12 protein-coding genes and 5 tRNA genes are annotated in these 15224 nt (G+C 61.7%); 1 reads left to right on the top strand and 16 read right to left on the bottom strand.

Annotated elements, in window-relative coordinates:
* Positions 1-10: 10 nt before the first annotated feature.
* The 6 genes from BM235_RS07365 to BM235_RS07340 form a co-directional block, all read right to left on the bottom strand.
* Positions 11-1759, bottom strand: a complete 1749-nt coding sequence (locus tag BM235_RS07365) for an S-layer homology domain-containing protein (protein WP_158543686.1) — start codon at positions 1757-1759, stop codon at positions 11-13.
* Between the two features lie 118 nt (positions 1760-1877).
* Entirely contained in the window at positions 1878-2645 is a 768-nt protein-coding gene (nagB, locus tag BM235_RS07360) for a glucosamine-6-phosphate deaminase (RefSeq protein WP_369803494.1), read from the bottom strand.
* A 68-nt stretch (positions 2646-2713) separates the two neighbouring features.
* The gene (locus tag BM235_RS07355) at positions 2714-4042 is read right to left on the bottom strand and encodes a 6-phospho-beta-glucosidase (RefSeq protein WP_090111170.1); all 1329 of its coding nucleotides are present in this window, start codon (positions 4040-4042) and stop codon (positions 2714-2716) included.
* 60 nt (positions 4043-4102) lie between these two features.
* A complete protein-coding gene (locus BM235_RS07350) occupies positions 4103-5032 on the bottom strand; it encodes a carbohydrate ABC transporter permease (protein WP_090111169.1) in 930 nt (309 codons plus the stop codon).
* Between the two features lie 15 nt (positions 5033-5047).
* Positions 5048-5977: a carbohydrate ABC transporter permease gene (locus BM235_RS07345; protein ID WP_090111167.1), complete on the bottom strand. Its 930-nt coding sequence runs from the start codon at positions 5975-5977 to the stop codon at positions 5048-5050.
* Between the two features lie 15 nt (positions 5978-5992).
* Positions 5993-7354 (bottom strand): ABC transporter substrate-binding protein, encoded by a 1362-nt coding sequence (locus BM235_RS07340; RefSeq protein WP_158543685.1) that lies wholly within the window; start codon positions 7352-7354, stop codon positions 5993-5995.
* Positions 7355-7799: 445 nt separating this feature from the next.
* Between BM235_RS07340 and BM235_RS07335 the strand changes: the two genes are divergently transcribed.
* Positions 7800-8513, top strand: a complete 714-nt coding sequence (locus tag BM235_RS07335; protein ID WP_090111162.1) for a GntR family transcriptional regulator — start codon at positions 7800-7802, stop codon at positions 8511-8513.
* Positions 8514-8642: 129 nt separating this feature from the next.
* Here BM235_RS07335 and BM235_RS07330 read toward each other — a convergent pair.
* The 10 genes from BM235_RS07330 to BM235_RS07285 form a co-directional block, all read right to left on the bottom strand.
* Positions 8643-8717, bottom strand: a tRNA-Gly gene (locus tag BM235_RS07330).
* Positions 8718-8773: 56 nt separating this feature from the next.
* Positions 8774-8847: transfer RNA gene (locus tag BM235_RS07325), tRNA-Gly, on the bottom strand.
* Between the two features lie 8 nt (positions 8848-8855).
* Positions 8856-8932, bottom strand: a tRNA-Pro gene (locus BM235_RS07320).
* Between the two features lie 12 nt (positions 8933-8944).
* Positions 8945-9021 (bottom strand) — tRNA-Arg (locus BM235_RS07315).
* Between the two features lie 6 nt (positions 9022-9027).
* Positions 9028-9102 (bottom strand) — tRNA-Gly (locus BM235_RS07310).
* A gap of 237 nt (positions 9103-9339) precedes the next feature.
* Positions 9340-10710: an LLM class flavin-dependent oxidoreductase gene (locus BM235_RS07305; RefSeq protein WP_090111160.1), complete on the bottom strand. Its 1371-nt coding sequence runs from the start codon at positions 10708-10710 to the stop codon at positions 9340-9342.
* A complete protein-coding gene (locus tag BM235_RS07300) occupies positions 10695-12050 on the bottom strand; it encodes an amidohydrolase family protein (protein ID WP_090111158.1) in 1356 nt (451 codons plus the stop codon). Before BM235_RS07300 ends, BM235_RS07305 begins: the two co-directional genes overlap by 16 nt.
* Entirely contained in the window at positions 12047-12415 is a 369-nt protein-coding gene (locus tag BM235_RS07295; RefSeq protein ID WP_090111156.1) for a YciI family protein, read from the bottom strand. Before BM235_RS07295 ends, BM235_RS07300 begins: the two co-directional genes overlap by 4 nt.
* Positions 12408-13790 (bottom strand): LLM class flavin-dependent oxidoreductase, encoded by a 1383-nt coding sequence (locus BM235_RS07290; protein WP_090111154.1) that lies wholly within the window; start codon positions 13788-13790, stop codon positions 12408-12410. Before BM235_RS07290 ends, BM235_RS07295 begins: the two co-directional genes overlap by 8 nt.
* Positions 13787-15217: an LLM class flavin-dependent oxidoreductase gene (locus tag BM235_RS07285; protein ID WP_090111152.1), complete on the bottom strand. Its 1431-nt coding sequence runs from the start codon at positions 15215-15217 to the stop codon at positions 13787-13789. The genes BM235_RS07290 and BM235_RS07285 overlap by 4 nt, the downstream gene beginning before the upstream one ends.
* Positions 15218-15224: the final 7 nt, after the last annotated feature.

Below are 15224 nucleotides of genomic sequence, written 5' to 3'. Positions count from 1 at the left end.
GGCACCTTCCTTATTGTTGGATGTGGGATACGCCGGTCGCGGTGATCGCGTAAACGCCCGTTCTGCCGTCCGAGATCAGAAGCAGCACCTTGTCGTCCTTCAGATCGTTGCTTGCCGTCGTGTAGGACTTCATCTCGTTGTCCGCAAGGCGGACGCGCGTTACGCCGTCGTTCGTTCCGAGCCACAGCCACGTACGCGACGCGTCCAGCACCGAAGCGTTGACGCCCCGGAGCGAGGCGAAGATCGAAGGCTTAACGTCGAAGGACGAATTGACGAAAGTCGTCGCATTCGTCAGATCCGGCACCTTGGTCGCCGAATTGGCTACGCTTGGCTTGTAGCTCGGGTCCTGCAGGAACGCGATATACTGCTTGACCTGCAGCTCGGCCGTCGTGCCGCCCAATTGCGCGGACGCTTCCGCGTAGCTGTACAGTTTCGTGCTCAGGTCGATAACGCCGCCGCCACTGCTGTTGTTGCCCGTGCTGCCGCTCGTTTTCGTTTCGCCGGCGATTGTAGCGCTCTTCGCATTAAGCGTCAGCACGCCCGGCGCCTTGGACAGCTCGACGCCTTCCGCGTTGATGATCGCAGTCCCGATCTTGCCTTCGCCCGTCACTTGTACGGGACCGTCGGCCGTGAACGTCTCCAGCTGAAAATCGGGTGCCAGCACGATCTTACCGTTCTTCAAGCCGGAGGCTGCCGTGAACTTCGAGATATGTCCCGCAGAACCTTCAAACGACAGGCCCGATGCGAACGTCAGCTCCGTCGCAGCGCCCTTCCAATGGACCGTGTCCGTAGGCTTCGCCTTGATTACGACGAGGCCGATCGGCTGCTTGGACCCGTTGTCCAGCTCGCCGCCCGACGCAAACTCGACGTTCGCGATGTTCGTGTCGCCCTCGAGCTTGACCCGGATCTCGCCCGATGCCTTGTCCACGACAAGGCGCGCCGCCTTCGTATCCTTCAGCACGACCGTACGCGCGCCGCCGCCCAGCACATAGACCGTGCCGCCGATGTTCGAGCTTTCGATCGTCACTTCGCCGTCCCCGACGCCCGGCCCGACGTACAGGCTGCCCGTCAGGTTTAAGCCCGACAGCGTCGAACCCGCTTTGTTGACGGTCAGATTGCCGCCGGCCACGCCCTCGTGCGCGGCGCCGTCGGCGATCAGCGTCCCCATCGCCCCGTTCAGCATCTTGACCGCCTCGGCGCGCGTCAGGCTTTTCTTGGGCTGGAACTCGCCCGCAGGCGTCCCTGTTATGTAGCCGGCTTCCTGCAGCGCATGCACCGCATCCTTCGCCCAGGCTGCGATCTGCCCTTCGTCGGCGAATGCGCCGTCCGACGAGGCCGCGCTTAGGTGCAGCGCCCGGCTCAGCATGACGGCCGCTTGCTCGCGAGTCACGTTGGCCAGCGGCGTCGCGTTGCCCGCCGCATCGCCCTGCAAAATGCCGGCCGCAGCGACCTTCGCGATATCGGCCGCATACCAGGCCTGCGCCGGCACATCCGCAAACGATGCCGCGCGTCCCGCTTCATAGCCGTATATGCGATTCAGCATCGCGGCCAGTTCAGCGCGCGTTACGGCGCCATTCGGACGGACGAGTCCGTTCTGATCGCCTTTCAGCAGCCCGAGCTCCTGCCATGTCTGAATCTCGGCCGATGCCCAGGCCGGAATCGTCTCCGCGGACGTCGCGGCATACGCGCCTTGCCCGAGCGCCATCAGCGCCGACGCCGACAGTAGCGACACTGCTCCTTGCTTCCACCTTTTTCCCATTTGCGAGCCTCCTCGGTTGATCATTTGGACACATCGAAGTCTGTTGTCTCGAACCCCTGTTGCCTCGAACCTCTGTTGCCTTGCTCCCCGCTCGCTCCGACGCCGCGCCGCCGGCCGATCAGCCCCTCTCGAGCGGCGGCCCTGCCGCTGTCTCAGGCTCTAGCTTGCCGGCAGCCTCGATGTCCAGGACAAACGTCGCGTCCGGATGGAGCTGCAGCAGCGACGCGGGACAATCCGTGCCGATCGGTCCCTCGAGCGCCCTGACGACGATCGTCGCCTTGGCCGCGCCCGTGGCGAGCAGCACGATGGACCTGGCCTGAAGGATCCGCCCTGCGCTCATCGTCAGCGCATATTCGGGCACCTGCTCGCCTTCGCCGAAAAACCGCGCATTGGCCCGACGGGTCGACTCGTCGAGCCGCACGACATGCGTGCCGCCCGGAGCGGGAGCGAAGCCCGGCTCGTTGAAGCCGATATGCCCGTTCAGCCCGATGCCGAGCAACTGCAAGTCCGCGGGGCCATAATAGCGATAGAGCGCATCATAGAACCTGCAAGCGTCTTCGGCGTTCGCCGCTTCGCCGTCCGGCAGATGCGTCCGCGCAGGCGACAGGTTGACGAGGTCGAACAGGTGCGCCTTCATATAAGCCGCATAGCTCTGCGGATGCGTCTCCGGCAGTCCGGCATATTCGTCCAGGTTGAAGGTCCGCGCCCGTGCGAAGTCCGCCGCTCCCGCCCGATGCGCCGCGGCCAGCGCCCGATAGACGCCGACCGGCGTCCCTCCGGTCGCCAGCCCGAGCACGCTGTCCGGCTTGCGCCGCAGTTGCTTCGCGAACAGCGCGGCGACGTGATGCTCCGCATCCGCTGCGGAAGGCAGGACCATGACTTTCACGCCCTTCGCGTGCCGTCCGGCTTCCGCGACCGATGCATCCGCGGCGCTCGTCTCGTTCATGATCGACCTCACGGCACTACCGCCGCGAACTGCGGCAGGTAAGCCGCATTCGCCTCCAGAATATCGGCGAGCACCGCCTTCGCCAGCACGGCGTCGCCGACGAGCGGGTGAACCGTTAGCGCCTGCAGCGCGGCGTGGCGGTCGCCGTGCACGGCTGCCTCGATCGTCAATTCCTCGTACGACTTGACGAGCTGCAGCAGTCCCCGGATCTGCGGGGACAGCGGCGCCGTCAGCTGCAGCGGATGCGCGCCGTCCGCCTTGATCACGCAGTTGACCTCGATCGAAGCGTCGTCGGGCAGGCAGGATACGATGCCGCCGTTTCTCACGTTGACGACCTGGATGTCGCCCTTGTCCGCGTAGATCGACTTCATGAGCCGCACCGCCGCCTCGGAGTAGTAGGCGCCGCCCCGTTTCTCCAGTTGCTTGGGCTTCTCCGTCACCTCGGGCCGTCGGTAGATGTCGAACAGCTCGGCTTCGACCGCCTTGACCTCGTCCGCGCGGGTCTTGCCCGTACGCTCGAAGTCGGACGCCAGCTCGGCCAGCATCTCGTTCTTCATATAGTAGTAGCGGTGATACGAGCACGGCAGCGCGCCGAGCGAGGCGATGAACGCCGCGTCCCACTCGAGATCGGGGACGTTTTTGACCGTCAGCCCTTTGCCCGATCCGAGCGTCTTCAGGAACGAAGCCGTGACGTCCTCGCCGTCCAGCAGTACGCGCGTCGTCCAGTGCAGATGGTTGATGCCCGCCATCTCGATGAACACCCGCTCCGGCTCCACGCCGTAGAGGGCCGCGATCTGCATCTTGGTGTCGATCGGGAGATTGCACAGCCCGACGGTCTTGATGCGCGAGTGCTTCAGCACCGCCTCCGTGACGAGCCCCGCCGGATTGGTGAAGTTGACGAGGAAGGCGTCCGGCGCCAGCTCCTCCATGTCCCGGCAGATGTCCAGGATGACCGGCACGGTGCGCAGCGCCTTGGCGAAGCCGCCCGCGCCCGTCGTCTCCTGGCCGATCAGGCCGTGCGACAGCGGGATTTTCTCGTCGAGCGATCTCGCCTCCAGCATGCCGACTCTCAGCTGCGTCGTGACGAAGTCCGCCCCGGCGATCGCCTCCCGGCGGTCCAGCGTCGTGCGCAGCTCGATTTCCTTGCCGCTGCGCGCGATCATCCGGCGGGCCAGATCCGCGACGATCGCGAGCTTTTCCGCGCCCGCTTCGATGTCCGCCAGCACGAGCTCCCGAACCGGGAATTCGTCGTGATACCGCAGTATGCCGTCGATCAATTCAGGCGTGTAAGAGGAGCCGCCTCCGATGACGGCCACCTTCAGATGTTGTCTGGTCATACGATTTTACGCTCCTTCATGTTGCTGACTTGCTTCCCGAGACCGATGCCCGCCGCCGGTTTATTCCTTGACGCCGCCCGCCGACAGGCCGCTCACGATATAACGGTAGAGCACGAGCGAGATGATCACCGGCGGCAGCGAGGCGACGACGCCTCCGGCCGTCATGAGGCCCCAGTCGATGCTGTGCTTGCCGATGAATTCACGCACGACGATCGGCAGCGTTTTCGAGGCAGCGGTCTGGGTGAACGCATTGGCGTATATGAATTCGTCCCAGCAGTTGAGGAACGTGAAGATCGCGGTCGCCGCGATGCCGGGCATCGCGAGCGGCACGAGGATACGCGCCATCGTGCCGAGCTTGCCGCAGCCGTCGATGTACGCGGCCTCCTCGAGCTCCCTGGACACGCCCTGCAGATAGCCCGACAGAAGCCATGCCGCATACGGAAGGGAAAAAGACAGATTGGCTGCGATGAGCGCCGCGTTCGTATCGAGCAGCGGCGGCGTATGCCAGCCGATGCCGGTGAACGGGATGCTGAAGTCGATGCCGTCCCGCATCATGACGTACAGCGGGACGATGATGCTGATCGAGGGCAGCAGCTGCATCGCCAGGATAATGAACAGCAGCGTGACGCGCAGCGGAAACTTGAGCCTTGCCAGCGCGTACCCGCCCAGCGTGCCGACGACGATCGTCAGCACGGTCGTGGCGGCGCTCACGGTGAAGCTGTTGCGGAGCGCGTGGAAAAAGTCGCTGCCGACAGTCCCGCCTAGCAGATGCCGATAGTTGAGCCAGGTCGGCGAATGCGGCAGCAGGTGTCCGGACAACAGATCGCGGGTCAGGCTAAGCGAGCTGGTCAGCAGGTAGATGAACGGTCCCAGCGTGAACAGCGTCAGCAAGACGATGCCGAGCCACAGATAGAACGGCGGCATCAGATCGCTTTCGCGAGGCCTGGTGAACCAGCGCCGGATGCCGGCGCCGCGGTTAGTCGATTCCATACGTTGCTCGGCTCCTTAAAGGTGGGAATCTTGGTTGCGCCTCAGCAGCACCATGTAGACGATGACGAGGATCAGGATGAGCAGCGTGGATACCCATGCCATCGCCGACGCCTTGCCGAGATAGAAATAGCGGAAGGCATAATTGTAGGTCAGATACGAGGTCGAGGTCTTGGCGTCGCCCGTGAATACCGTGAGGATGTCGTACACCCGGTACGCCCCGATGATGCGCAGGATGACCGCGACGATCGCCGTCGGCAGCAGCTGGGGCACGGTGATGTGCCGAAGCTTTTTCCAGAAGCCCGCTCCGTCGATCACGGCCGCCTCGTACAGCGAATGCGGAATGCTCTGCAGGCCTGCGAGCAGCAGCAGCGTCATGAACGGCGTCATCTTCCAAATATCCGCGATCGCCGAGAACGTGACGACCTTCGTCGAGCTGGACAGCCAAAGCGGGTTGGACGTATCCGGCAGCAGATGCAGATTGTGCAGCACGACCGTGAGCGCGCCGTAGCCCGGCTGGTAGATCCAGTTCCACAGCAAGCCGCTGACGAGCGTCAGCATCGCCCACGGGATCATGATCATGCCGCGGAAAAGCAGCCGGCCCTTGAAGGCGTGGTTCAGCAGCAGCGCGGCGAAAAATCCGATCGCGAGCTCGGCCGCGACGGAGAAAACCGTGAAGTACACGGTGTTCCCCATCGACGTCCAAAAGTCTTGCAGCTTGAAGATGTCGACATAGTTGCCAAAGCCCACGGGCTTCGGATCCGAACCGTCCATCAGGTTGTACTTGTAGAGACTCCATACCGAGGACTGGAAAATCGGCACGATAAAGATGCGGAACAGAATGTAAAGGGTCGGCACCAGCAGCACGTAGGCCAGCAGCGCGTCGTGTCGCATGGCGGGCGTGAATTTCGCTCGTTTTCTCTTCGGTGCCGCGTTCGGCTCAGCCACTCCTGCTCCTCCTTGCTATTTGGCCGCGCGCTGTATCGCTTGGTCGATCTTGTCAGCCGCGTCGTCCAGCGCCTGCTGCGGCGTTTTGTTTTTCACGAGCGCGTTGTAAATTTCGTTCGATTGGATATCTGCCCACTCGACGTAGCCGGGCGCGTTCGGTCGATTGGACCCGTATTGGAACTGCTCGACGATCTTGCCCAGCGTCTCGGTCGAGTCCGCTGCGATCATATCGGGATCCTCGTACAGGCTTTTCAGCGACGGATAAATGCCCATCTCCTTGAAGTTGTCGAGTTGGAAGCCCTTTTCTCCGATCCACTTGACGAACTCCAGCGCGGCCTGCTTGTTCTTGCTGCTCTGCATGATGCCGATGCCTTCCGAGCCGGAGACGGCGGTGGACATGATGTCTCCCTGTCCCGGGATCAGGCCGACGTCGGTCTGTCCGACCACCTGCGACATCTCCGCGTTGTTCAGGTCGGGATACATGCCCTCCCAGTTGATCATCATGGCGATCTTGCCAGCGGAGAAGGCGTTCTTCACGTCGTCCTCCGTCCATTGAAGGCTGGAAGGATCGACCGTCTTGTCGATGTGCAGCAGATCCGTCATATACGTGAGCGCCTGTACGGCTTCCTTGGAATTGACGTGCAGCTTGCCCTGTTCGTCCAGCAGCTGGCCGCCGAACGCCGCGACGATCGTATCGAAGTCGATGTTGAGCGATTCCGCCTGCTTCCAGGACCAAGCCGAGCCGTAGACGCCGTTTTTGGTCAGCTTCTTGGACATATCGCGGAATTCGTCCCAGGTCTTCGGCGGCGCGTCATAGCCCGCATCGGCCAGCAGTTTTTTGTTCCAATACAGATGCTTGCTGCTGGAGTAATAAGGAATGGCGAGCACGTGGCCGTTGTAGATGACCGAATCGACCGAGGATTGCGTGTAGTTCGCGAGCGTCTCCTTGGGCATGACGTTCGTCAGATCCGCCGCGATCTTGCCTTCGTAAAATTGACCGCCCCAGATCGTATCCATCTCGATGATGTCGATGTCGGAGGAGCTGGACAGCGAGGCCGTCGTGATCTTGCCGAAGAGCGAGTTATAATCGACGCCCATGAAGTTCACTTCAATGCCGGTTTCTTCGGTAAACTTTTTAGCCATTTCAGCGACGCGTCCGTCGGTATCGACCATCAGCACGGTGATTTTCTTGCCCTTCTGCGAGCCGTCTCCGAGCTTCGACCAATCCATCTCGGCTTGCGCGCCGCCGGCGGATGCCGACGAAGCCGGCTGCGACGCATCCGATTTGGCGGACGGCGTCACGCCGCAGGCCGACAGCAGCGCTGCGGATAAGAGGACCGGCGCGGCCCACTTGGGCCAGGAATGTTTGTTTGGCAAAACGGATGACCTCCCTGTCTGATATTCGTTTCGATGACGCGGTTTGCATGCTTTTCGTGGTAACGCTTTCTTTTGTGCGTAGCTCGCCCGTTCGCGATAGCGCCCCTCTGGATCGTGCATCCTGCGGCTTTCGCGTTATGCAAGCAATGATCGGATGTTCTTCCAACCTTTGCTCCGCCAGTTAATTCGTACCTTCGTTATCCCCTCGTCTCTAAATGGTAATAATGAATTAAGTACATGTTATTATTTGTTATTACCTTTGTCAATCGTCTAAAATATTTTTGTGTGCAATGGACAGTTTGAAAAGGAAGGAAGCGTTGTCTTTACAATGGTTTTGAGAAAAACATAGCGAAATTGCACGGAAACGAGGATTCGATTCACAAAAATGACGAATACATTTATAATGATGAATGTTGGCAGTTGCACTTAGTGGAGGTAATTTGTAATGACAAAGAAACAACATAATCCCCTTTACGCGATGCTGAAGGAGAAGCTGCTGCTTCAAATTCAATCCGAGGAGTACAAGGTGGGGGATCGATTGCCAACAGAGTCGGAGCTGTGCGATCAGTACCAAGTGAGCCGCACGACCGTACGATACGCGCTCCAGGAGCTGGAGCGGGAAGGCATACTCGAACGGATTCAAGGGAGCGGGACGTTCGTCAAGCGCAAAGAGCTCCAGCTGCTCGCGACCCGCAGCTTTTCCGAGGATATCAGCGCCCAAGGCAAAAAGCCGAGCAACAAGGTGCTCGAAGCCGTCGTCGTGCCCGCGGACTCGCCGCTCGCCGGTGTGCTCGGCATCCCCCTCGATTCGCCGGTGACGAAGCTCGTGCGCCTGCGGTACGCCGACAGCGAGCCGTTGATCTACGAAACCTCGTACATTCCCTGGAGCTTGGCGCCGGGTCTTGCGCTTAATCATGACGAGGGCTCCTTATTCTCGCTCATTCAGAGCCGTTACCAGCTGCAGATTCACCGTTCCGTCGAGAAGCTGAAGCCCGTGCTCGCGGACAAACAGGTCGCGAAGCTGCTGAACATCCCCGAAGGCTCGCCCTGCTTCGAGGTGCAGACGATTACGTATCTGACGGACAACACGCCGCTCGAATACAACTACGGCATTTTCCGGGGAGATTTCCCGAACTTCACGATCGAGCGGTTTTACTGAGGCCTGGCGACCATACGAAAAAAGAGACGATCCGCGGCTGTCGCGTTCGTCTCTAGGCGGTAGATGCGGGCATCGGCATTATCCTCGATAAAATAAAAAATCCGCCGTCGGCGGATGTTGGATTCGTTATGGAGCGGAAAACGGGATTCGAACCCGCGACCTTCTCGTTGGCAACGAGATGCTCTACCACTGAGCTATTTCCGCATATGTAGTCAAAATAAAAAGCCTTGATGGCAAGGCCGGTGCTTGCAAGTAGATATTGGAGCGGGTGATGGGAATCGAACCCACGCCATCAGCTTGGAAGGCTGAGGTTCTACCATTGAACTACACCCGCAAAACAAATGGTCGGGACGACACGATTCGAACATGCGACCCCCTGGTCCCAAACCAGGTGCTCTACCAAGCTGAGCTACGTCCCGTTAATATGAAAGTGGCGCGCCCTGAGAGATTCGAACTCCCGGCCTTCAGATTCGTAGTCTGACGCTCTATCCAGCTGAGCTAAGGGCGCATATCATGGAGCGGAAAACGGGATTCGAACCCGCGACCTTCTCGTTGGCAACGAGATGCTCTACCACTGAGCTATTTCCGCGTATAATGGTCAGTCCGGGGGCAAATGGCCTCGTTGTCTTCGTTAACGTGTTCCCCCAAAAGCGACTTTTTTATATTAGCAAATCCCCAAGACAAATGCAAGCAAAAATTCAAAAAAACTTTCGCGGACCGTCTTGGCCCCTATTCAGGGCGCTTATTGCGCGTGGCCGCATATCGGCCAGCAGGCGTCCTCTACCGCCGCACAAGCAAGCGGCGGCAGTATCGGAACGCCTGCGCATTACCCGATCTCGACCCGGGCGCCGCGATGCGCAGCCGCCAGTCGATCCCCTCCGCCGAGCAGCTTGGCGCGCAGCGTTCCCGGGCGATATTCCGTCTGGACGCGACCGGCGCGCTGCAGCTCCGGCACGACGAGCCGGGCAAAGTCCCCGATGCTGTCCGGACGGATCGCGTACGCGATATTGAAGCCGTCCACGCCCGTGTAGTCCGCAAACGAAATCATGCGTTCGGCGATCTGGCGAGGCGAACCGACGGATACGTTCTCGATGCCCCCGAACGCGTACAAGCGCGCCAGATCGGGCACCGTCAACGGACGCTCCGTCGAGACGCGGGCGAGATAATCGGAGATGTACTGGCTGCCGTTGCCTTTGCGCTCGATAAAGGCCAGCAGCTCGTCCCGGCCGAATCGGGAAAAGTCGATGCCGGACCACGAGGAGAGCAGCGCCAGCGTACCTTCGGTGCTCACATGGGCCAGATACGATTCGAACTTTTCTTTCGCTTCCGCCTCGGTCGGGGCCACGACCGGCACGAACCGCGGGAAGAACAGCAGATCGGCCGGATCGCGGCCTTCCTCTTCCGCCTTTGCGCGCACGTCGTCGACCAGCAGCTTCGTCTCCTCCGGCGTCATCGCGTTCAAAAACACGCACTCCGCATGCCGGGCGGCGAACCGTCGTCCCCGCTGCGACGATCCCGCCTGGAACAAGACGGGCGTCCGCTGCGGCGACGGCTCGCATAAATGGATGCCGGGCACGGAAAAGAACTCGCCCCGGTGGCCGATGTCATGAACTTTGGCAGGCTCGGCATACACGACCCGCGTCCGGTCCCTGACGACCGCGTCCTCCTCCCAGCTTCGCTCCCACAGCTTATAGCACGCCTCCAGGAACTCGTCTCCCCGATCGTAACGCCGGTCGTGCTCCAGCTGCGCGTCCAGCCCGTAGTTGCGAGCGGCGCTGTCCAGATTCGAGGTCACGATATTCCATCCGATGCGGCCGCCGGTCAGATGATCGAGCGTGGACATCTTGCGCGCCATCGCGTACGGGTGATCGTAGGTCAGCGAACCGGTGACCGCGAAGCCCAGATGCTCCGTGACGGCGGCCATGGCCGGGACGAGGTACATCGGATCGTTGATGGGCAGGCTCATCCCTTCGCGAACCGCGGTATCCCTGCTATTGCCGTAAGTACTGAACGTGCCAAGCGCGTCCGCGAAAAAAATGCCGTCGAACCGGGCCTTCTCCAGGGTCCGGGCCAGCGATACCCAGTAATCGAGTTGGTTGTACAGCTCAGGCTTGCTGTCAGGATGCGTCCACATCCCGATATTGTCGACGGTCGGGCAGTTTTTCTCGATAAACTGGAGCCTTATGCGTTTGCCCATCCAACTTCCGCCTCCCCCTGTTGTTCCTCTGCCCTGCGCGGCTGACGAAGCAGCCTCCCTTTCCGATAGACGAAGCGGTGAGACGGCAAGTAAGACAGCGCCTCCCGGAACGATGTCGCCTCGAAGCGGACGAAATTCGCTTCCTTCCCCGCCTCGATGCCATACTCCGGCAGGGAAGCCAGCGAAGCAGGCGTTTGCGTCAGCATCCGCAGGAGCTCTGCCAGATGGCGATCCGTGCCCAGATGCGCGGCATAAGCCGTCAGCAGCCCGATCTGCAGCAGGTCGCCGCTGCCCAGCGGATGGAAGGCATCTTGGATATTGTCCGAGGCGACCGCTACCGGCACGCCGGCGACGAGCAGCTCGCGTACGCGCGTGATCCCGCGGCGGACAAGGCCCGCATCCTCGCGTCCCTGGAGATAGAGATTGCTCGCAGGCAAGGTGACGGCGCCGACTCTTGCCTCCGCCAGCCGTTCGATGATGACCGCTGCCCGTCCGGGCTCCATCGCGGACAGCGAGCACAAATGCCCCGCGACGACTCGTCCTTGATAGTCTTCGGCCATTGTCTTGTCCGCCAGGTAGAGCGCGGTATCCCGGGCCGGATCGTCGCTCTCGTCGACGTGCAGATCGATAAATCGGCTATGCTTGGTCGCCAGCTTAAATATGCGGTCCGTCAGCTCTTTCGGATTCGGGGCGATATGCGGAGCCCCGCCGAGCCCGTCTACGCCGAGCAGCAGCGTCTCCTCGATCCAGGACCATACCTCCGGCGTATCCCCGAAGCTAGGCGTCATAAGTACGAATTGCAGATCAATCAGGTCCCGTAGCTCTTCCCGCACCTCCAGCGCCGCGTGCACGGTGCGGAACGCCGCTTCGCGGCCGTGCCGCGCCTGAAAATCCAGGTGCGAACGAATCGCGGTCGTGCCTTTGGACAGCGCATCGAGCGCCGTCCTGCGGATGCGCGCCTTCAGCATGTCCATCGTAAATCTGGAATAAGCGGCCGAATAGCTCGCGATCGCCTCGCCGAGCGTACCCGAATCGTTGCCTGCGAAAGGGAGCGAATGCGATTTGTCCAGATGCATGTGTAAATCGACGAAGCCGGGAAGCACGATGCCTCCCCGGCAATCGATCGCGCCGTCTTCTTCAAGCCCGTCGTCGTCTGCAAGGCAGCCTGATTGCCGCGGCTCCCTCACGCCATGCGGCGGATCGTCCGCTGGCGTCTGCCGTTCGATCTTGGTCCAGACGCCTCGGCGCGCCTCTAACCGGTACAGGCCGCCGCCATCGCCGTCGAGCGACGGCAGTCTCGCGCGAATCAGCCGGAGATCGGCTCCCTCGCCGCCGCTCACGGCCGTTCGCGCTGGACGTCGTGGTCCCCGGCATCCCTGCCTTCCTCGCTCGGCGCCCTCCGATACGTTTCGCCGGCAGGCTCGGCTAGCGATGCCGCAGCCGGCCCCCACTTAACGAGCCATTCGCGAATCTCGTAGCTGCGCGCGCCGCTGACGACGAACGGATCATTTTCGACCAGCGCCCTGATCTGCGCCTCGGATTCGCCGCGGTAAATGACGAGCCCGCCCGAACCGTCCGCCAGCCTGCCGTTGGCGACGACGCTCCCTTCCGCCCGAAGCGCCTCCAGAAAAGCGATGTGCGTCTCCCGGTGCGCGTCCACTTTGTCCGCGTCGAGCGTCTTTAATAAGACGACGAAGTCACTCATGGGCCGCCAGCCTCCCTTCGCGCGCAATAGCCTGCCCCGGATGATCCGACCGCAAATGCGGACCTTCGCCGTAAAGCTTGTCGCGGAACGTTCCCTCGGCGTATTCCTTCTGCGTCAAGCCCCGTTTCTGCAGCTCGGGCACCACCAGATCGACGAAGCTCTCCACCGTGCCGGGCTGGATGACGTGGCCGATGTTGAAGCCGTCCGCGCCGGTCTCCTCGACGAAGGCTTCGATCTCGTCCGCGATTTGCTCCGGCGAGCCGACGGTGAGCGAGCTCGTGCCGAACGCGAAGAAATTGGCCAGCTCGTCCACCGACCAGCGCTTGTTCGGATCGGTACGGCGCAGCGATTCGATCAGCCCGCGGTTGTCTCTTTTCTCCACGAACTCAAGCAGCTTGCCTTCCCCCGCCGAAGCGAAGTCGATGCCCGACCATGCGCCGAGCAGCGTAAAAATGCCTTCCGCGCTCGAAAAGCTGAGGAACTCCTGAAGCCGTTCCTTGGCCTCCTGCTCCGTGCGGCCGACGATCGGCGTCAGCTTGGGAAAGAACAGCACCTTGGAAGGATCGCGTCCCTGCCGCTCGGCCCGCTCCCGAATGTCGCTGATGATGAACTTCGTCGCCTGCGCCGTCGGCGTATTCAAGAAGATCGCTTCCGCGTGCTTCGCCGCGAATTCGCGCCCGCGCGTCGAATTGCCCGCCTGGAACAACACGGGGGTACGCTGCGGCGACGGTTCGCTCAGATGAATGCCCGGCACGGAGAAGTAACGGCCTTTATGATGAATGTCGTGAACCTTCGCCGGATCGGTATAGATCCGCCGCTCGCGGTCGCGCAGGACCGCGTCCTCTTCCCAGCTCGCCTCCCACAGCTTGTAGACGACCTCCATGTACTCGTCGCCGCGGTCGTAGCGCTCGTTCAGTCCGATTTGGCCTTCGAGCCCGTAGTTTTTCGCCGCGCTATCGAGGTTAGACGTGACGATGTTCCAGCCGACTCGGCCGCGAGTCAGATGATCGAGCGTGGACAGCTTGCGCGCGAGGGCGTAAGGATGCTCGTAAGTCGTCGAAAAGGTGGCCGCGAAGCCCAGATGCTTGGTGACGGCGGCCATCGCCGGAATCAAGTAGCTCGGATCGTTGAGCGGCACTTGGATCGCCTGCCGGACGGCCGTATCGAGGCTGCCCTTGTAGACGTCGTAAACCCCGAGCATGTCCGCGAAAAAGACGGCGTCGAAACGACCGCGCTCGAGCGTCTTCGCGAATTCGGTCCAGTATTTCAAGCTCGTGTATTCGTCGCTGCGGTCCTCGGGATGCGCCCACAGACCCGGCGATGCCGTCGGACCGTTTATCGTCACCGCGTTCAGGTAGATTCTTTTTTTAGTCATGTCCGCACCTCTTCTTCGATCGTGATCTTGCTGCCCGGATGCGAGTCCGGCAAGCGCGCGCCTTCTCCGAACAACTTGTGCCGCAGGGTGCCCGGCGCGTAATCCGTCTGAACGCGGCCGCGCCGCTGCAGTTCAGGCACGACAAGATCGACGAATTCCCGGAACGTTTCGCCCCGCGAAATATAAGCGATATTAAATCCGTCGACGCCCGTCTCGTCCGCGAACGCCGTCAGCCGGTCCGCGATCTCCTCCGGCGTGCCCGCCACGACGGAGCCGACGCCGCCGAACGCAAAATACTTGGCCAGCTCCTCGCGGGTCCAGTCGCCGCCGTCGCGCCGCCGGGAGAAAAACTCCGCCAAATAGCCGCTGCCGTTGCGCTCTTCTCCCCGCCGAATGAAGCCGAGCAGGTCGTCCGCGCCGAACGTCGAGAAATCGATGCCCGTCCAGGCGGACAACAGCGACAGCGAGCCCTCCGCGCTGGCAGCTTCCAGGTAACCGCGCAGCTTGCTCTGCGCTTCCTCTCCGGTGCGCCCAACGATGGGATTGAGCTTCGGGAAAAAGAGGACCTCCTCCGGCCTGCGTCCGTACGCGGCGGCCCGCGCCCGGACATCCTGCACGAGATATCGCGTCTCCTCGGCCGTCATCGCGTTCAAAAAGACGCATTCCGCATGCTGGGCCGCGAAGTCCCGCCCGCGTTCGGACGAGCCGGCCTGGAACAGCACAGGCGTCCGCTGCGGAGACGGCTCGCTCAAATGAATGCCGGGCACCGAAAAGGAGCGTCCATGATGCCGGATATCCCGGACGAGTGACGGATCCGCGTAGACGCGGCTTTGACGGTCGCGGAGGACGGCGCCCTCCTCCCAGCTTTTCTCCCACAGCTTATAGGCGACTTCAAGGAATTCGTCCCCCCTGTCGTAGCGCTCATCATGAGCGATCTGGGCATCGAGCCCGAAGTTGCGGGCCGCGCTGTCGAGATTGGAGGTGACGATATTCCAACCGACGCGCCCGCCGGTCAGATGGTCGAGCGTGGACATCTTGCGGGCCAGCGAGTAAGGGTGATCGTAAGTAATCGAGCTCGTCACCGCGAATCCCAGGTGTTCCGTGACGGCCGCCATGGCCGGAATGACGTAGGAGGGGTCGTTCATCGGCACGTACAGCCCCTCGCGTACCGCCGTATCGCGGCTGCCCTGGTACACGTCGTACACGCCCAAAATATCCGCGAAAAAGACGCTGTCGAAGCGCCCCCGCTCCAGCAACCGCGCCAAGTCGATCCAGTAATCGAGATCCTTGTAACGTTCGGCTTGGTTGTCTTCCAGGTGCCACATGCCCGAATTGTCTTGCAGCGGGCACGCCATTTCTACGGCGTTCAGCCGGAGGCGCTTGGCTTGCTCTCCCCCGGCTGCGCCGGCTTTCGCCGTTTCGCTCATGTTCGAT

The sequence above is a fragment of the Cohnella sp. OV330 genome, from assembly GCF_900112065.1.
Lineage (GTDB): Bacteria > Bacillota > Bacilli > Paenibacillales > Paenibacillaceae > Cohnella.
This window is presented reverse-complemented; position numbering and strand designations above follow the sequence as displayed.